This window comes from Aquimarina sp. Aq78, from assembly GCF_900299525.1.
Classification (GTDB): domain Bacteria; phylum Bacteroidota; class Bacteroidia; order Flavobacteriales; family Flavobacteriaceae; genus Aquimarina.
Genome location: NZ_OMKA01000001.1, coordinates 828345 through 848465 on the forward strand (window position 1 = coordinate 828345; position 20121 = coordinate 848465).

The following is a 20121-nucleotide window of genomic DNA, read 5'->3' on the forward strand; positions in this document are numbered from 1 at the left end:
GTAATCACCTTACTCTTCTTTTTGATTTAATAAAAATGTCCATCTCTATTCAACATATTTGAGTTTTCAAAATCGAGTTTAGTTTCATCATGAGCCAATCCCTTTTTTGTCACCTTATGTGTAAAAACAGTACTATATCGTTTTGTTATACAATCTGATAATCGAGTATCATCTGTAAAAATAAACTTAGTTCTCTTTTGGATAAAATTCTCCATCATAGCATCTACACACAAATTATAATTTTCTTCTTCTTTTACCAAAAAGTATTTAACATTAAACTCATTATAATTTATCACATAAGATAAAAAACCAATAATTTTATTTTCTTTCATAATTTTCAGATTATGAATATAGATATTATTGCTGGTTCCCGTTTGCAATGACTTATAAGGATGCTTTGTTGGTATTGGTGTCTGAGTATATTGATTAGCATTAATCTGCCAATTTATATACTCTTTTGTCTTATATATCAAATCGTTTTCACAAAGTGGTTCGGCAAACTGCCATGTTATATCATCCAATTGATTGATATAATCATAAGAAAGCATTTTTGTTCTACTCTTAGCTTTTGGCTTATTCATAAGTCTTATTACCCCTGCTGCCATAGCATCAATCCTATCTAAAATAAACTTGAATGATTTTAAAAATCGAAACCTTCCTATGAGCATAGATGCATCTAAACTAAAAAATATCGTATGCCTTAATCTTGATGTAATTACTGTAAAAGGTTGTTTCTCATAAAAAGTAGTGACATTTTCTGCATACGACTTGATAAGAATTTGTTTACCCGTAAGGTTTACAGCTTCATTATAGATGTATGTTCCTAGCACAGTATCTTTATATTGTTTATCTACCCACCATGATATCATCCAATATACTTTGGTTTTCTCATCGGTATTGGTATTGAGTAGATCAGGAAACATAAAAACGAAAGAAATCATTTTTTCATCTTCATAACCAATAACGCCACAATAGTCATCCTCTTTTATTCTCGAATTCGAAACTAACCATAATGCTTTACTTTTTGGTAATGGTGTAAGGTTTCCTTTCCAATAGGTATTTTGATCTATACCTTCCCTTAGCATTTTTTTGGTTAAGGCTACTATTTTTAAATTTTTACTCATCTATTTTTCCCTAAAATAAAACTAGTTTTTACCGTTGAAATATTCTGATGTTTCTTCTTCAGACAGATTCACATCTTTTTTTTGTATTACCTTTTTAAGTGTTAATCCTATTATTTTAGCATCCAACACTAAATTATAATGCTCTACATACCATACATCATACTCGAACTTTTTTTTCCAGGTAATTGAATTTCTTCCATTAACCTGTGCCCACCCCGTAATACCCGGTCTTACATCATGTCTCTTTTTTTGAACATCATTATACACAGGTAAATATTCTATTATTAATGGACGAGGTCCTATCAATGACATTTCTCCTATTAACACATTAATTAATTGTGGAATTTCATCTAAAGAAGTTTTTCTAACAAATGCTCCTACTTTGGTTATTCTATCCTTATCTGGTAATAAATTTCCTTGAGCATCTTTTCTATCGTTCATGGTTTTAAACTTTATGATGCTAAAAATCTTTTCATTTTTACCTGGTCTTCTTTGAACGAAAAAAGGTTTTCCCTGATTAGCGATAGCTAGAAAAAGAATCAATACTATAAAGACAGGTGAAATAAAGATCAGTAAAATTAGTGATGCACTAAAATCAAGACTTCTTTTTATAAAAAACTTATACACCTTTTTAAAGTTTAGATGGTCATAAAAGGGACTCCATTATTTAATCCAACAAATGTATAAACCATTTGTTAAAAAGTGAAATAAAAGAATTACTATCTCCTTTACAATCATTAATATTAACAACCAAATGATATGATCCTAAGACATATCCAGGACTTATCATACAACACTAAAAATTGGGGGAATAAACAAACAATTATTATTTATACTACCAGGGAATGAAGCTAATAATTTGTCTGTGATTTTATATCTAAAATCGCGAGTAAATATACAATCAATATTTTAGTTTTCACCTCATTAAATTAACTTTTTTCAACAAGGTATTGTTATCAAAAACTCTGTATAAAAACAGATATAAGTCTATGCTTAAAATGCACCTGTTAATCATAATTATAACGCACGATACTCTTCTAATAGCGCTTCCCATACTACTTTTCGTTCATATCGGCTGGTGATAGATTCTCGTGCATTGGCGGCTAAAGTGTCTCGTTGAGCCTTATCCTCTACCAGCATTTTTAGATTCTTAAATAATAGTTCTGTATCTTTTACTGGGATGATCTTACCATTAACCCCATCTGTTACAATCTCATTACAACCATTAATATCGGTAACAACACTAGCTAACCCCATAGATGCTGCTTGCATCACTACATTAGGAAACCCTTCGCGATAACTGGGAAATGCCAATACATCAGAAATTGCAAAATAGGGTCGTACATCATTCTGCCACCCTACCATAATAATATCAGGGTTGGTATTTATCTCTTCTTCTGTTTCTGGTAATAATGGATCCAAATCCTTTTCATAGGTACCAACCAATAATAATTTGGCAGTAGCAGATGCAGTATTCAACTTTTTAAACGCATCAATAAGTTCATGTATCCCTTTATCTTTTACCAGTCTACCAACATATATAATTACAGTATCTGTAGATTTAATACCAAGACTCTCAGATAATTTTAGGTTTTCTTCTTCAGCATAAAGTCCTGGATCAAAGAACGAAGTATCTATTCCGTTAGAACTTCCATTTGCAATAACTTTAAGTTTTTTTGGAGAGGTATATTTATTAGTTATAATAATATCATTAAGCCCTGATGAATTTGGATAAATTTTGGTAGCACAGGCATAGGTTGCTTTTTCTACTGTATCCAATAGTATTCTTTTTGCTCCTGTAGCTTCAAGCAATGGTAATCCGGCAATGGTATGTAAACGATGCGGAACTCCTGCCAATTTTGCTGCCAACATGGATAATGTTCCTGCCTTAGGCGTATGACTGTGAACTATCTGTGGTTTTTCTTTTTTAAAAACTTTATATAGCCTGTATACTGCTTTTAAATCCTTGATAGGAGTAATCTTACGGGTCATCTCTACAGGAATAACACGTACTTCTTCATTTTTTGACACCACATCTAATTGCCCCTCTCCTTTTCCTGATATTCCAATCATATCATAATATTGGGACATAAACTTTAGTTGTCCTTGTAATAATTTCCCTAATGATATAGGTACAGTAGTAACCCTAATTATTTTTTGCATTTTTTCCCCAGACTTAAAAGTAAAACTAGTAAACTCATTACCAATTTTGATATTAAAAATAATGATGAGTTGATTCTAAAATATTTTCGGATACAAATATAGTTATATGCTAGTGTTTGAAAACTTTAAATTATGGTTTCTTTTATTTTTTAAACCCCAGGCAAAATGACTAGTAAAAATGCTGTTGTTTTCTACGGGAAATCAACAAAAAAGCTAAGGTTTAGGCTAGTAAACTCAAGTATTTACGCATTTTGAATAAAATTTAACATTTCCAAATAAAATTTACACAATTAATTTACCAATCTTACGTTAATGCAGATAATAACTAACTCAAGAAAATAACAGCAAACTCAAAAAAATGGTAAATAACTTAAAAATAGAATAATAATTAACCTAAATAATCCCCCCAAAATGAAAAAGTTGCCTTATTACCTACTTATTTTTATGAGCTGTATTGCTATTTCCTGTAGCAAAGAAAGTGTTGATGATGTTGCTCCAGTTGTTGGAGTCGAAACTCCCGATGAAGAAACTCCTACACCAGATACAATACCAAATGTGGTTACAACGCCATGTGATTTTGATTTATCTACTGTTGCTGCTAATTCTACAATTATATTTAATTGTGTTTTAGATCTTAAAGGAGAAACAGTCACATTACCTGCAAATGTTAAGTTTGAATTTGACGGCGGTGATGTTAAAAATGGAAAACTAATTTTTGCTGGTGGTACTATTGCTGGTGAACTTTTAAGTTCTAGTATAGAAATCGAAGGAGATGTAAAACTTAAAGAACCTACCTTTAAATTTTTCGCTTCACGATGGGAAGGTATTGTTGAAGGACGTACTACTGCTGAAAAGGCCTTAAAAAACACTGGTGAATTAGAACGATTACTAAATTTTACTAAAGCATTAGGTGCTACGACTTTTGAGATCGGAAAATTTGATGCGTATTTTGATATTACTTCGGTAACCAGTACGACTACCAATCAAAATTTTTATCCTTCACGAGAAGCTATAAATATTCCATCTGATTTCCATTTAAAAATGTTACCCAATACTGATGATCCAAATAGCCCAAAAACGATTTTAAGAGTTTTTCCTACTGATAGATTAAAAGGTGGTTTCATTTTAGCTTTTAGAGAAGTATCAAATGCTAAAGTAAGTGGAGGTATTTTAGATGGCAAACGTGATGAACAAATCTATAGTAATGGCTTTGACACAAAAGAAGCCGGAACACACTTAATGGCTTTTCATTCTTCAGATAATATTATTGCAGACGGAGTAAAATTTATTGATGGCTCTTTTGGAGCTGTAAACATTGCCTCTATAGGATTTACTTTTCAACCTCACTATGATCCTACACATGATATCACTATCAAGAACTGTACTTTTGATAATAACCGAAGAATGAGTATGTCTATTACAGATGGATATAACATTTATGTTGAAAATAACACCTTCTTAAATACAGGTTTAGATTCTGAACATATAAATGGTGGTGTTGTTGGATATGCAGTTAATATTGAAGCAACCCGAACAAGAGATGCTAGTGGCAATCTTATTCTCTATGAAAAAGCGCATAAAATTTTTATCCGCAATAATACAGAACGAGGAAGCAGAGTTGGTGGATTTACAATTTCTATTGGCGAAGAAGTTACAATAGAAGGTAACGACATGGAAAATAAGATTGTATATTCTGCAACTTCTGATTCTAAAATTAGAAATAATACTTTTGTAGCTACCGAAAAATCAAAAACCACTCCAGCAATACTTGCTGCTGGTACAGGAGAAACAGTATTTAACAACGAGATTTCTGGAAATAACATATCTGGTTATGGTGTTGCTATTGCTGCATACTATGGTGAGGTTGATATATTTGGTAATCAAATTATTAATAACAGTAGTGGTGTACAGCTAAAGCAAATTGAGAAAAAGACTAATATCTACGGAAACCTTATTAAAAGCTCATCGGCTTCTAGTAGAGGTATAAGTATACAATCTACATTTGCAAATAATGTTTCAATTCACTCACATAACACTGCGACCAGTTATATAGATGTAAAAGCAAATCACTTATATTTTGTTGCTGTTAATCAAGAAGCAGGTCAAGAAAATTATGGTGTTGATATACGTGATAATACTTTCAAGTCTTCTGCTTCTGTAGTCTTTTCAAAAAGTAAAGGTGTTACCTACAATAACAATACAACCAATGGGCCTGTATTGCTAGTAGATGCATCTAAGGTTGATTTGTCATCAAATGAGATTTCTTCTGCCGATTATCATGGTATTGCATTGAGCGGTGTTAATACTGCCATAAATACTAGTTTAAATAAAATTAGTTTTCCAGCAGGTACACGTTTTGAATGTATAAATATTGGTGCTACGACAAGTCCAAGTGAGGTTACTTTAGATAGAAACGATTGTAATTAATACTCTGGATAAAATAACATAAAAAAAAACCACCTTGATAGGTGGTTTTTTATGTTTAGTTCTTAAATATTGGTTTTAAAATCCTGGCCAATACTTTGTTTCCCTTCTCACTTAAATGACCATTGGCGACAAAATAGTTACTTAATTCATCAGGGAATTGAACAACATGAAAACGTATGTTGTTAGAATTATTTTGATAATCTGTAATCTTATTAAGATGCATTCTCCCCAAGTTATTAATGACAACAATATCTATAACCTGGTCAAATTTTTGCTCTTCTATTTTCTTTACGATCCAGTCCAGTTTTCTTTCATCAAAATCCAGTTCTTTCCTTTTCCCTTTGGCCGCCCCATAATACTTAAACGTATTAAAAATTTTAAACATCAAAAGGCTCTTACAAAACCTTTTAACTTTACTTGGCAAGGATAAATTATTTCCGAAACTATTATACTTAGCTTTATGAAATACAATTGAGTCCCCTTCTCTATATGGATAATTTCTACCTGAGTCGTTTTTAGGATTTCTTTTTCCAATATTTACTACTTCTCCAGGAGTCATTATAAAAACTATCTTTTTACAATCTAGTTTTTCGCTTTTCAGCAAATGTTCTAACAGAACTACTCCTTGTATAGGTGTCCATACTCCTCCTGATCCAGCATTATTAATAGTGATATCCAGTTCTTGTTCTATGATTTCAGAAAACCGGTCTTCTTTATTCATACCAAAGCCTTCTACAAAAGAATTACCAACAACAAGAACACCATCATCATTAAATTCATCGTCTCTAAAACCATGTGAATTAATTTCGTTTACAATACCTCCCCAGGGGTAATGCATCATTTGTTTAGCATTTTTTTGCCTCGTAACTCCATATAACGAATCCATATCATAATAAAGAGGAGGATCATTAAATCCTGTAAAAGACAAAAATGTATCTGTTCCATTATAAAACAATCCTATGACCAGATTAAAAGCCTCTAAGATTATAATGTATATCACTATTTTCTTTATGTATTTCATCCTTAAAATTGAAAATAAATAAACTCTGCTTGTACTTCTCTATTTAATGACCCAACAATTGCCAGTGCCATAAGAATCCACATGATAAAATGAATTTTCATTTGCTTATATCTCATAAAATCTAATATCAATAATATGACAATAAGTATGATATCAGAAAACATGATAAAACTCAATGCATCCATCTTAAACGAGTCGATTCTCATGATATAACTAATTGCATCCTGAATAGAATCTGCTCTAAAAAAAATCCAGGCAAGTGTAACTACAGCAAAGGTGAACACTACCTGTCCAAAAATCTTAGCATATGATAAAATTGTCATTTGTGTAGTACCACTTTCTAAATGTCTTCTATTTGTTCCTAATACAAATGAAGGTATAAATAGAAGTGCATGAATTCCTCCCCAGGCAATAAAAGTCCAGTTTGCTCCGTGCCAAAATCCACTTACCAAAAAGATGGCAAAAACATTCCTAATTCCTTTTAACTTACCCACCTTAGATCCACCTAGTGGAATATAGAGATAATCTCTAAACCAAGTAGATAATGAGATATGCCACTTTCGCCAAAACTCGCCAATACTTCTCGAAAAATACGGGAAATTAAAATTTGTCATTAAATCAAACCCAAACAACCTTGCCGTACCAATAGCAATATCAGAATATCCACTAAAATCACAATAGATCTGAAATGCAAAGAGCAGAGCCCCCATAATCAATGTACCACCAGAGAAGTCTGTATAATTAGAAAAAATATCATTTACTATAGGCGCAAAAGAATCGGCTATAACTACCTTTTTAAACATCCCCCATACGATAAGTTCTATTCCTTTTATACTCTGAAGTTTATCGAATTTTCGTTTTTTCAGCATCTGAGGCAGTAAATTAGATGCTCTTTCTATTGGCCCTGCAACCAATTGAGGAAAAAATGATACAAAAGCTGCAAAGGCAACAAAATCCTTTGTTGGTTTCAATTTTTTGCGATAGATATCAATAGAATATGACATCGTTTGAAATGTATAAAAAGAAATACCAACTGGTAATATTACTTTTAGCGTCCACGTATTTTCAATTTGATATCCAACAGAAGCTAAAAGATCTACCCAGGATTCAATGAAAAAATTATAGTACTTAAAGAAACCAAGGAGGCCTAAATTAAACAACATACTCACCAGGAGCCATCTTTTTCTAGTTGATTTTTTATCAGAGTTATCAATAGTAAGTCCAATAAAATAATCTACCACTGTACTTAATGCAATCAACGATAAAAATCGATAATCCCACCATCCATAAAACACATAACTGGCAATCAATATTAGGAAATTCTGTAGTTTTAGTTTTTTATGTACTACAAACCAGTATAAAACAAATACAAGGGGTAAGAACAAGAAAAATTCTAAAGAGTTAAAAAGCATATCTTATATCTATCGATTCTTAGTTTTATTTATACAGAGCATTGTTTAATATTTCTGAGAACACCTGCGCTCCTTTATCTGACAAGTGAACATCATCTTTCCAATATTCTATTTGATTATCATCATTAAATAGATTAGAAAAATCATGATATTCGATATCCATAGTTTTGAATATCTCAATCATCTTTTTATTATCATTTTTACACTCATCGCTATAAAAAGGAGAGGTAATCAATACTAGTCTTTTATTATTATTTTCACAAAACGTCTTTATTTCATTAAGGTAAGCCTCATACAAAGGGTTTAATGTATACGAGTCTAGACATTTTTTTCTTTTTGGTTTTTTTAAAAAATTCTTAAAGATTTCTCTTTGAGTTTCATTTACATAAATCGGATCATAACCGTGATACTTTGTATGATCATATTTTGGTATAAAGAAATTCTTAAAAAGGCCTAATACTTTTCCATTATAAGCTTTGCTCCAATAAAAGTTTTGTATGGGATCGTAACTAAATACTTTATCAATCTCATGTCTTATAATATCACTCCTGTGATATCGTATTCGTAACGGACTTATATCATCTCCAGAATAATTAGCTTTAAATATGTTTTTTGAATCTACATTAACGACAACAAGTTGTTTTTTATCCTTAGGCAACATCTTGATTAAGGTTGCACAAAAAGCTATTGACCTAGCATCGGCTCCCATATTAAAACCAGAATGGGATAGTTTTTCTGGATTAATATGATGATTTGTTCTAGAGTTCCCAAATGTCAAAATATCTACAGAATCTTTAACAATTAAAAAATGATTTAGTTTGCCCACTGCCTGTCCTGATAAAATTTTATCACTTACAGTATTGAGAGCATAGTAAACTATTTTATCTGTTATATAAGAAATCACTAATATATATACGATAAGTTTTAATGCAGATCTAAAATTAATTTTATCCATATCGTTAGAATTGAAAGTATATAAAATTATTTGACGTTGAATAAAACAGATTAAGCAACATTATAATTACCGTAGCTAAAGTTACTAATCTAAATGTGCTTAATTTTCCTCCTAAGACCTCTAAATCTACTTTTTTAAGACGAATATAAAGGTCAAAACCAATCCCCAGTAATAGCATTAAAACAGATATGGTTACATTATTAAAATCGCCAATAAATGGCATCAAAAAGTTAAAACTCATTATCTTTTTGATAATTGTTAACGAAGAATCCAGATCTGGTGCTCTAAAAAACACCCATGATAATAAAACCACAATGAACGTGTATATGTACCCTAAGAATCCGAAATTTTGATTTTTCTTCAATGAGAAAACGAACTTTTCTAACCCTAACGCAAGTCCATGAATACCACCCCAAATCACAAAATTCCAGGAACTACCATGCCATAGCCCTCCTAGTAGCATGGTTAACATCAAATTTCTATACGTGATTTTAATGCCTTTTCTGTTTCCGCCAAGTGATATGTAGAGATAATCTCTTAGCCAAAATGATAATGACATATGCCATTTTCGCCAAAACTCGGTAATACTTTTAGAGAAATACGGTAAATTAAAATTCTGATTAAATTTAAATCCTAATAATTTTGCGCTTCCGATAGCAATATCAGAATACCCAGCAAAATCATAATATATCTGAAAAGCATAAAAAAACGTAGCAAGTACGAGTGTACTTGAATTATGAATCTCTGGATTATAATAAACAGCATCTACATAAGTCCCTAGATTATCAGCTATAACGATTTTCCTAAATAGACCAACCAAAATTTGAAAAACCCCTTCATTAAACCATTTATGTTTAAATTCTCTTTTGGTTTCTATCTGTGGAAGTAAATTTGAAGCTCTCTCGATTGGGCCTGCAACTAATTGGGGGAAAAAACTTATATAAGTTAAGAAAGAGATAATGTCTTTTGTTGGTTTAAATTGATCCCGATATATATCAATAGTATAACTTAATGTCTGAAAAGTATAAAAGCTAATCCCAACCGGAAGAATAATATTTAATGTCAAATCATCTACTTCCCACCCAAAACCAAGCATCAAATTAGAAAAAGAATCAGCAAAAAAGTTATAATACTTAAATACTCCCAAAAGCCCCAGGTTAGAACAAAGACTTACAAGAAGCCATTTTTTTCTCCCTGCATTAGTTTTTGAAGCCTCAATCTTTAATCCCGAAAAATAGTCTACAAATGAGCTAAATAAAATTAGTGACAAAAACCTCCAGTCCCACCACGCATAAAATATGTAACTAGATACTAGCAGTAAGATATTTTGATACTTATAGTTATTCTTCATTATCCAATACAGGATAAATACAACTGGAAAAAACAGAAGAAATTCTAATGAGTTAAAAAGCATATGTAATAATTCTTATATTCATGAATAAACTGTGTATTTAAACGTGTTTTCGGTTATAAACTTTAATTATTAATCCATTTCATTCTTTTAATTTTATCGGCTAAAAGTTTTGTAAATAGTTCCGCTCCATCATTATTTAAATGTGAGGTGTCATGAAATAATTTGTATTGAGACACAAATTGCTTTGAATTAAAAAAATCAACAAGAGGAATATTTTCTTTTTTAGCAATTTCCTGTATCGTAGTAAAAGAAATATTTTTTGAGTTATCTACATGTTGTAACGTTGGTGAAGTAACAAAAACCAGATTCACCTTTTTATTTTTTGCCGTAGCTATCAAATCTCGAAGTACTTTCACAAAATTTTGATCTATTTTTTTATCTTCTTCATTCAGTAATATTTCATCTGTACTATCAGAAGGTTTTACTTTCCCAAATAATGGGCGATAGCCTTTATAATCTATTTGAGGTGACGCATAATACCTTATTGCATGAACAATCGTAGAGTTGGTTTGATATGATCTAAAAAACAATTTAAAACCAATGAGCTTAGATTTCAAACCTAATATTGGTTTAAGTTCCCTTCTATGATTGGCATAATAAGGATGTAAATCACTAAGCCTGTCATATGCTTCTTTTGATGTATACAAAAAGTCCTCATCAATATTTAGGATGATCAAATCTGGTGTGGTTCTTTTCAATATCATTTTTTGTAGTGCCGCGTGATACAATAATTGTTGTCCTTCGGCACCTGCATTATAACTTGATGTATTTAATTCCTCTTCAAAAACTTTAGGCACATAATGTCTATGCGCATGTGAACTTCCTAATACTAAAACTTTGGCATTTGTCTCGTTTATTGCATGTGTAGATCTAGCATATTTGCCCGTTTCCTGACTAAAAAACACTTGTTTTGAGATAGCTCCCAATACAAAGTCTGTAATCAGTAAAATGACAATAAACTTTACTAGTTTTATTAACGCTAATTTATATTCTTTTTTAATCATCTCTTAAAATTGAAAATAAATAAATTGACTCTTACCAAATACTCCGAAATATAAAATCATAAATACTACAACTGCATACCCTGTAAGTCTTACTACTTCATACTTATTTTTAGAAATAGAGAGAAGCGCATTAAAATATTCTTTTTTGGTTTCAACAAAAAGAAGAATCCCAATGGCCAGGATAGCATATAAAAGAGCTGCAATATCATCTCCACTACCGATATACAATCTCCCAGGAGTAGTAAAAATTGTTTTTATAATATAAAAAGCATTATCTATAGAATTAGCTCTGAAAAATATCCATGCAAAATTAATCAAGATAAATGTTAGCAGCACATTAATGATCCCTCTTCTATTTTTTCGGTTCACCAAAACTTCTGCTATTAAATACAAACCATTTAATGCTCCCCATGCAATAAAAGTCCAATTTGCACCATGCCATAAACCACTAATTAAAAAAGTAACAAAGAGGTTATAAAGCCAACGCATCTTCCCTACTCTATTCCCTCCTAGAGGAATATATAAATAATCTCTAAACCATGTAGATAACGATATATGCCATCTCGTCCAAAATTCACTTACAGAAGCTGCAAAATAAGGACGCCTAAAATTTGTCATTAGATCAAAACCAAAAAGTTTTGAGGTTCCTATTGCTATTAATGAGTATCCTGCAAAATCACCGTATATCTGAAATGCAAATAAAACAGTTGCGACAACAAAGCTTAAACCATCATGATTTTCGATATTATTATATACTGCATCTACATAAATAGCTGCCCTATCTGCAACTACTAATTTTAGGAAAAATCCCCAAATCATTAGCTTAATACCAGTAGAAAAATTCTGATAAGTAAACTTTCTTTTCTTCAAAAACTGTGGAACCAAATTGGTTGCCCTTTCTATTGGTCCGGCGACCAACTGAGGAAAAAACGATACAAAAGCCGCAAAAGCAATAAAATCATTGGTAGGCTTTAGCTTTTTTCTATAGATATCTATAGAATATGATAAGGTTTGAAAAGTATAAAACGAAATCCCAACGGGTAAAATCACTTTTAGTGTCCAGGTGTTTTGAAATTCATATCCAACAGAAGCGGAAAGGTCGATCCATGATTCTATAAAAAAATTATAGTATTTAAAAAAACCAAGCAACCCCAAATTAAATAACACACTTACCCAGAGCCATCTCTTTTGCGTTAATTTATCTTTAGATTGATATATTCGAAATCCTACAAAATAATCTGTTAAAGTACTTAGTGCTATTAAAGACAAAAATCGCCAATCCCACCATCCATAGAAAACATAACTTGCGATTAGTAGTAAAACGTTCTGAAACTTATGATTTTTATATACGACAAACCAATAGAGTACAAACACAATACATAGAAAAAGAAAAAACTCTAAAGAATTAAAAAGCATAGTTTCTACTAATTTTGAATTTTATCTTTGATATTGTTTTTAATCAGTCTAAACTTACCGCTTTTCTCTACAGGAATTGCGTCAACATACCTTAGTTCTATTTCAATTTTGGTCCCGACTCGATCTCTTAAGTTTTTTAAAAATACTTCTTCATATTTAGTCTCAAATACCGTTTCATCTTTTTCTATCAGAACTAAAAGGTCATCAATTGCATCTTGTTGGATTTGAAATTTTATAATCCCTTTTACTCCTTTAAGGGCATTTGATATATTTCCCAGGTTGATTTTTCCTATTTCTTCAGAATAAATATAATCCGAAATACGACCAAGAACTTCTTTAACCAACGGATTGTTATTTCCGCAGGTGCATGTTCCCGTGCCAAGTTCAATCTGGTCCCCTATATCATATCGAATAAGCGGTGTACCATGAGTATTAAAAGAAGTTACTATTAATCTCCCCTTTTTACTTGGGTTATTTTCTTCATCTAGTACTTCAAAAACACCACTCTGTAATTCTAAGTGTAATTTTTTATTCTTGCATTCAAAAATAAATGGTGCTCCCTCTGACGAAGCGTACTGATTGTATAAGTTTGTTTTAAAATAACCTTCTAAAACCTCTCGAATATCATCTGTTATAGTCTCTGCGGTAGGAAATATTGCTTTAATAGTATTTTCGGGAAAATCAATGTTTTTAGCTAATCCATATTTTGCAATTTCATACATTGTAGAAGGAAACCCAACCATGTATAAAGGCTTATATTGCATCAAATTCTTAAGGTAATATTCTAAATATTTACCGTGAATATGGAAAGTTGAATAATATCTTACATTATAAATATGATCCGTTTTCCAGAACCTTTTTTTATTAATATCCTTTTCGCTCAAAAGATTTTTACCACTAAACCACGCTGTTTTTTTTCCTAATTTATATCCGAAACTACTTCTAAAGTCATCTAACAAAGCAAATCGTTCCTGAACATCATCATGGGTATAGAGTACTTCTAGGGATTTTCCTGTAGTTCCTCCTGTTTTAGATACAATTCCTTCACTTTTTTGAATTGTATAAATACCAGAATAATTACTCCGTAATGTTTCTTTATTAATTATAGGAAGTTTAGCTATATTGGTGATATCCTCTGAGGCGGTAATCTCTCCTAATGTCTTGTTATAATATTCAGAATGTTTTTTTGCATATGTAACAAACTCACTATATCTATTTGCCTGTATACTATTAAGTTGATCAACGGATAGGTTTCTGTTTTTAAAATAGTAGTTTACAAAATGTTTGTATTTACCAGAATATCTTTTTCTGTATGCTAAAACATTATATAATGATACAATCCAATTTTGCATAAAATGGGGAGACTTTGCATAGATCTTTTCTTGTAAATTCCCCATATCACTTATGTGTTTGTTTCAGATAAAAATCCTGAAATATTTCAGTATTTTTTTGAATATCGTACCCTTTATTTTTTACCATATCAAAGTTATTAGCCTTCTCTTCTGATATCTTTTCTAAAATTTTATCTGCCCAGACCTCTGGTGAGATCGCGATCGATAAAAACTCTATATCCTTGGTTAGATGTACTTCTCTTGTAATTCTATCAGAAGCAAAAACTTTGAGCCCTGCAGCCTGAGCTTCTATCAGAGTAACGGGAAGGCCTTCATAAAAAGAAGGGAAAACAAATACATCCAACATTTGATATAACTGGGGTATATCTGTTCTTACACCTAAAAAACGTATTTTATCATCAATAGATAAACTTTTAGCTTCTTCTTCGATCTTAGTACGTAAAGGTCCGTCGCCAATAAAAACCAATACACTATCTTCTTTCTTTTGAACTAATTGATTGAAAATCTTCAAAATGTATGAATGATTTTTTTGACTCGTAAATCTTCCTACATGGCCAATAACCAATTTATTTTCTAGATCATGCTCCTTTTTATAAGTATCACTTACAATTAAATCATAGGCAAATGCTTTAGCATCGATTGCATTATTCATTATTGTAAAAGCTGTTTTTTCTTTGAAAAGCCATTTTCCGGCTTTTTCACCACAAGAGAAACTATGAGTAGAATACTTATGTATTTTTTTCTTTAATTGAAACTTGACGAGCTTTTTAAATGTTTCCTTAAGGCTTTCGCTATTTGATAGTACATCTTTTAGTTTAATGGGTTCAATAGCAATATGAGCATGAGCAATTCTACAGGGTATATTGAATTCTTTTGCTATTTTAAGAGGAAAGCAACTAAATGTATTTAAATGCGAATGTACAATTGTATATTCTTTATGCTCTTCAAAAAATTTTCGTAGTTCATTATAATATGCGCCAGGAAAAAAAGGACTTATAGGATTCATCCTATATATTTTTCCTCCCAGGCTTTCTATTTCATCATCAAAAGCAGCTCTTTCCTTTCTGTGTACCAAAAAATCAAACTGAACTTTATTTTTATCTATACTACGATAATAGTTCATGATCATAGATTCTGCTCCTCCACGATTCATAACAGTAAAGACTTGTAAAACTCTGGTGGTAGCCATCAAAATTCGTTTTTGGTTTTATATCTTATATAAAGGTTAAGCAAAACCCCAAACGGAATTGCTAAAAATGTGATTAGTTTTTTTGGAGATTCTTTTAAAAAACCTCCATTTTTTATAAACATAGAACTTGAAACGTAGTGAATTGCATTTTTAAATTTGTCCTTAAAATTTTTTGCCAATTGCATTCTACTTTTTCTTGAAAAAGCAAAACCTCTGGGATGTCGTCGATATTGTTTTAGCATATTCATACTAGAACCATCAGCCATATATTCTACAACACAAAAAACCTCATTTACCGGTAGTAATTTATAATCCTGATCAATGAGTTGATATAGATATCCCAGCGGCACAAAACGTTCACCTTCAAAAATAGGATATGATGGGTACTTTTTTACTACTTCGGTTCTATATACTAACTTTTTGTCTCCCTTTACTCCATGAACATTATATATATCATACAATGTAGTTTGCTTTATATTTTGAGGTATTTTGGTTCCTATAATAGCACCACTTTCATCTGCATCTAACCCTACCAAACCAGCATATTCTGGTTTATCCTTAATGGTTTCCCATGAGTTAAGGATTTTTTCAATAGCATCCTCTCCCATACAATCATCACTATCGATACAAAGATTAAGAGTAGTTTCGATAAGTCGATATGCAGCATTATGTCCTCCATGCATTCCCAGGTTCTCCTGATAATGATATACAATATCTATTTTATTTTCTTTAATCCAGGATGCAACCAGTTCTTCTGTAGTATCTGTAGAGCCATCATCTATAATGAGCCATACAAAATCTTGATTTGATTGTTTAATCAAGCTTTCATAACATTTGTGCAAGCAATATGCTCGATTATACGTTGGTGTAAATACTGTAATAGTTTTCATGTGTGGTTAAAATTAGTTTTTGTTATCCCCAATATAAATAGTACATAAAATAAGTAAACGAAAAATACACCAACATTACCTTACCTAACATAAAATGATGATCCTTAAAAAAGTTTTGTTTAAGAAAAGGATAGATAATAATCACGGCCATCATAAACCATGATAAATAGGCAAATCTATTGGAGTAATTAGCTTTAATAACCAAAACCCAAAATCCATTGCAAATCAAATAGGTATTTAAGAGTTGATAATAGAGTTTATCTTCAAATTGTTTTTTATAAATAAAATACCATCCGGCTGCTATTGGAAATGCGCTATGAAACAAAAAGTCCCAGCGAAAACCTGTACTGGCAAAAGTGCCCTCTGCTGCCTGAGAATTTAAATATCCAGATAGTCTGTCGTCTGCAAACCCTATACTACTAAAAAGCGATATCCATACTCCTCCCATTGCTAATGATAATGGAATGCACATTAGCCATCCTTTGAGATACACTTTCGGGTCATTATAAAAATATGTAGCTACAAATGCTAATACTGGTAAAAATAAAGTTTTATGAAAAGCAACAGCACAAAGAAAAAACACAGCCATCACCACTTTGTTTCTATGATAACTTACTCCCCATAAAAAAAGAGAACAAGCCGCTCCATTTCTCATACCATTTACCCCATAGGTCCAAAATGAATAGGAAACGATAAACATCATAAAAGCATAGTACCAATATTGATTAAAAAGTTGTTTAGAAATTCTATATAAAGGAAATATGTATATAAAAGCGCATATAGTAAAAAAAGTATGAGCCGAAACCACATAAGCTAAGGTTTTCATGAAAATATGCCATGAATAATCCGCTCCAAACATAATCTCTCCCCCATTTTGATAATGCTGAAATGATCGCATATAATTAATCATATCACCAAACAAGTATGTAATAGGTCTTTGTCCTATATATAGGATGATATAAGTAAGTAGAACATATCCCGTGATATTAATAAAAATCAAATTCTTTTTATCGTCCATTTTCAAAACTCTGGTATGGAGTAGTGTAAATAGCACTAGAAAGAGTGATAGATTAATATAAATCTTGTAATATATCCCTATTGGAATCCAATCAAACATTGTACATCAATTCTTTTTGTTTAAGAATATTAACTTACATAAATTCTCTGTAAACTTTTTCCCAGCAAATTTATCTATATGGTGACCATCATAAGTTTCATAAACCATATCCATTTTATTAAAATCAAAATATGGAATCTGATTAGTTTTTGATAAAGAATCTATCGTAGTATCAAATTTTGGATAATACTTTTCTTCATACCCTAAATATTCTTTACTTATAGGCATTCTTACCAAATAAACATCTCCATAACGGTCTAATTTTTTTATTAAAGTCACTAAACTTTGTATTCGTATATCAGACACTTCAAAGTCCCCTTGATCTTTTAAATACAAAGCGATTTGATTCTTTTTCCAATCTTCAAAAACCTGCTTATTCTTTGGTAGATTTGTTTCTTCTAGCCAACCATCTTTATGTAAAGTAGAGCTTTTTCTGAACATTCCTTTGAAATGAAAAAACGAAAAATTCTTTACCAAATATTCATAATTTGGATTCATATTCACAAAGTTCATATTATGAGGAGGCTGATCAATCTCTCTAAACTCTCCTTCCTCATTGCTATAATCCTTGTGTGAGGTTAACATATCCGGAGTAATAGAAATAATAAAAATACCATTAGTTGATGTGGTATCTAATTTTTTAAAAATGCTTTTGTTGTATGGTGGTCCGATAAGAGCTTGAGCAATTGTAAAGCTATAGTTCAAAATCGGAAGATCGTATCCTTTATCCTTAAAATATGTATTTATAACACTTGGTTGGATTCCCTGTAAGCTTCGAGAATCCCCTATAATCATCGATTTGGCATTTGGTGTAGTAAACTTTTCATAAAAATAATCTACATTACCTCCAGAATTAACCAGAACAATAGTAACTATCCCCAAACATATGATAAAGAAAAGACCTAACTTAAGTAAAAGTAATTTCATGATTATTTAAAATTGAAAATATATAAATGTATCCGAACTTCTCCCGAAAAACAAGATAAGTAAAAAGATGAATATGTATGATGACCATCGAAGGTAAACATTATAATTGCTTATTTCGAAATCATGTTTCTTCTCACGGTTTGCCCATTCTATGAGCATAAAAAAACCAATCAAAGCGACTATCATTAAAGTATTAGCAGTAACATAGCTCGCAGGATACTTCATAATACTTGACGAAAAAATACCTTTGTAGTAATCCAATGCCACCGCAACACTATCTACCCTAAAAATCACATCTGTCATCATTACCAAAACAAATAGGCCTATCATTTTATAGATTTCTTTAAAAGACGGAAACCATTTTCCTTTTGCCATAATATCTGATGCATTCATGCTACCCGAATATACCAAAGGAACAAAATAAATTCCATGAAGTAATCCAAAAACGATAAATGTCCAATTAGCTCCATGCCAGAATCCTACCAAAATAAAAGTAGCTATAATCGAAATCACCAATCCTTTTTTCTGAAGTCTTCTAAGCGTAAATGATAATGGTGTAAAAACATAATCCATCATCCATGTAGTCAAAGAAATATGCCATTTTTTCCAAAAACCACTAATATTGGTTGAAAAAAACGGAGTTGCAAAATTACGTGTTAGTTGTAATCCAAATAATTTAGATATTCCTATTGCCATATTTGAATACCCTGAAAAATCTGCATATATCTGTATTGCATAGAAAAATGCACCTATTACCAATACACTTCCTGGTTTATCTTCATAATTATTAAAAATAGGATTTGCAATAGCAGCACAATTTTCTGCTACTACCACTTTGGTGAATAATCCCCATAATATCTGTCTAAGTCCATCAACAGAGGTAGCATAGGAAAGCTCTCTTTTCTTTTTAATTTGCGGAATAAGACTTCCTGCTCTTTCTATAGGTCCCGATAATATTTTTGGAAAAAATGCTATAAAAACAGAAAAATCCAGCAGATCGTTACTTGGTTCGACCTCTTCATTATACACATCTAACAGATATCCTAATGTTTGAAAAGTAAAAAAACTAATCCCTAAGGGTAATAGGATAGAAAGCGTATTATAGTCTAAATCAGTACCAAAAACATTTACTATTTTATAAAATCCTTCGTAGAAAAAATTAAAATACTTAAAATATACCAGGAGACCAATATTAAATACCAATCCCAAATTTAAAAGCATTTTTTGTTTGCTTTCTTTTAAAGTATTATGAATTTTTAATCCTAAATAGTAATTAATAAGAATACTTGCTATTAGCAAAAATAAAAACCTCCAATCTGCCCAGGCATAAAAAAATATGCTGGCCATCAGTAAAAGTATATTTTGAGATACTGCTGATCGTTTAAAAAGCAGCCAGTATAACACTAGCACTGGAATTAAAAAAACGACGAAATCGAATGAGTTAAAAATCACGTTTTCTAAATTAAATTTTACCTTGAATTACTGAGACAAGAGACCCCAAATTCTTTAATTTATTTAAATCTCTAAGTTTGAATTTAATATCAAATTGTTCTTCAATTTTTGTAATGATCATCATATGAGATAGTGAATCCCAACCATCAACATCTTGCGCCGTCAATTCATCATTAGTCTCAAAATTACTGTGTCCTAATACAGATACAAGTGCATCACTTATTTTTTCTTTAATCTCTGTAGTTTCCATAAATATGG

At 31.0% G+C, this 20121-nt stretch carries 17 protein-coding genes; 1 reads left to right on the forward strand and 16 read right to left on the reverse strand.

Features of this window, described 5'->3' with window-relative positions:
• Positions 1–26: 26 nt before the first annotated feature.
• The 3 genes from DG435_RS03540 to DG435_RS03550 all read right to left on the reverse strand — a co-directional run bounded on the left by DG435_RS03540 (position 27) and on the right by DG435_RS03550 (position 3287).
• On the reverse strand, positions 27–1124 hold the full coding sequence (locus DG435_RS03540; protein ID WP_106794554.1) for a hypothetical protein: 1098 nt from the start codon (positions 1122–1124) through the stop codon (positions 27–29).
• Positions 1125–1145: 21 nt separating this feature from the next.
• The gene (locus DG435_RS03545; protein WP_106794555.1) at positions 1146–1751 is read right to left on the reverse strand and encodes a sugar transferase; all 606 of its coding nucleotides are present in this window, start codon (positions 1749–1751) and stop codon (positions 1146–1148) included.
• A 390-nt stretch (positions 1752–2141) separates the two neighbouring features.
• Positions 2142–3287, reverse strand: coding sequence for a glycosyltransferase family 4 protein (locus tag DG435_RS03550; protein ID WP_106794556.1), 1146 nt, complete (start codon positions 3285–3287; stop codon positions 2142–2144).
• A 411-nt stretch (positions 3288–3698) separates the two neighbouring features.
• On the opposite strand from DG435_RS03550, the gene DG435_RS03555 reads away from it, so the two are divergent.
• Complete coding sequence (locus DG435_RS03555; RefSeq protein ID WP_106794557.1) at positions 3699–5714, forward strand: right-handed parallel beta-helix repeat-containing protein; 2016 nt, start codon at positions 3699–3701, stop codon at positions 5712–5714.
• A 55-nt stretch (positions 5715–5769) separates the two neighbouring features.
• Here the strand turns inward: DG435_RS03555 and DG435_RS03560 are convergent, their stop codons facing one another.
• The 13 genes from DG435_RS03560 to DG435_RS03620 form a co-directional block, all read right to left on the reverse strand.
• Positions 5770–6735 carry a hypothetical protein gene (locus DG435_RS03560; protein WP_106794558.1) on the reverse strand — a complete coding sequence of 322 codons (966 nt, stop codon included), beginning with the start codon at positions 6733–6735 and terminating at the stop codon, positions 5770–5772.
• A 2-nt stretch (positions 6736–6737) separates the two neighbouring features.
• A complete protein-coding gene (locus DG435_RS03565) occupies positions 6738–8147 on the reverse strand; it encodes an MBOAT family protein (RefSeq protein WP_106794559.1) in 1410 nt (469 codons plus the stop codon).
• Between the two features lie 25 nt (positions 8148–8172).
• Positions 8173–9102, reverse strand: a complete 930-nt coding sequence (locus tag DG435_RS03570; protein ID WP_106794560.1) for an SGNH/GDSL hydrolase family protein — start codon at positions 9100–9102, stop codon at positions 8173–8175.
• A 4-nt stretch (positions 9103–9106) separates the two neighbouring features.
• Positions 9107–10453 (reverse strand): MBOAT family protein, encoded by a 1347-nt coding sequence (locus tag DG435_RS03575; RefSeq protein ID WP_234387172.1) that lies wholly within the window; start codon positions 10451–10453, stop codon positions 9107–9109.
• Positions 10454–10578: 125 nt separating this feature from the next.
• Positions 10579–11520, reverse strand: coding sequence for a hypothetical protein (locus DG435_RS03580; RefSeq protein WP_106794562.1), 942 nt, complete (start codon positions 11518–11520; stop codon positions 10579–10581).
• A gap of 3 nt (positions 11521–11523) precedes the next feature.
• Positions 11524–12936 carry an MBOAT family protein gene (locus DG435_RS03585; RefSeq protein ID WP_106794563.1) on the reverse strand — a complete coding sequence of 471 codons (1413 nt, stop codon included), beginning with the start codon at positions 12934–12936 and terminating at the stop codon, positions 11524–11526.
• Positions 12937–12944: 8 nt separating this feature from the next.
• On the reverse strand, positions 12945–14333 hold the full coding sequence (locus tag DG435_RS03590) for a phenylacetate--CoA ligase family protein (protein ID WP_106794564.1): 1389 nt from the start codon (positions 14331–14333) through the stop codon (positions 12945–12947).
• A gap of 1 nt (position 14334) precedes the next feature.
• Complete coding sequence (locus DG435_RS03595; protein ID WP_106794565.1) at positions 14335–15477, reverse strand: glycosyltransferase family 1 protein; 1143 nt, start codon at positions 15475–15477, stop codon at positions 14335–14337.
• The gene (locus DG435_RS03600; protein WP_106794566.1) at positions 15477–16367 is read right to left on the reverse strand and encodes a glycosyltransferase family 2 protein; all 891 of its coding nucleotides are present in this window, start codon (positions 16365–16367) and stop codon (positions 15477–15479) included. Before DG435_RS03600 ends, DG435_RS03595 begins: the two co-directional genes overlap by 1 nt.
• A gap of 22 nt (positions 16368–16389) precedes the next feature.
• Entirely contained in the window at positions 16390–17385 is a 996-nt protein-coding gene (locus tag DG435_RS03605; RefSeq protein WP_234387173.1) for an EpsG family protein, read from the reverse strand.
• Between the two features lie 105 nt (positions 17386–17490).
• Positions 17491–18411 (reverse strand): hypothetical protein, encoded by a 921-nt coding sequence (locus tag DG435_RS03610; RefSeq protein WP_106794568.1) that lies wholly within the window; start codon positions 18409–18411, stop codon positions 17491–17493.
• Positions 18412–18417: 6 nt separating this feature from the next.
• Positions 18418–19758 carry an MBOAT family protein gene (locus DG435_RS03615; protein WP_106794569.1) on the reverse strand — a complete coding sequence of 447 codons (1341 nt, stop codon included), beginning with the start codon at positions 19756–19758 and terminating at the stop codon, positions 18418–18420.
• Positions 19759–19873: 115 nt separating this feature from the next.
• Complete coding sequence (locus DG435_RS03620; RefSeq protein ID WP_106794570.1) at positions 19874–20113, reverse strand: acyl carrier protein; 240 nt, start codon at positions 20111–20113, stop codon at positions 19874–19876.
• Positions 20114–20121 lie beyond the last annotated feature (8 nt).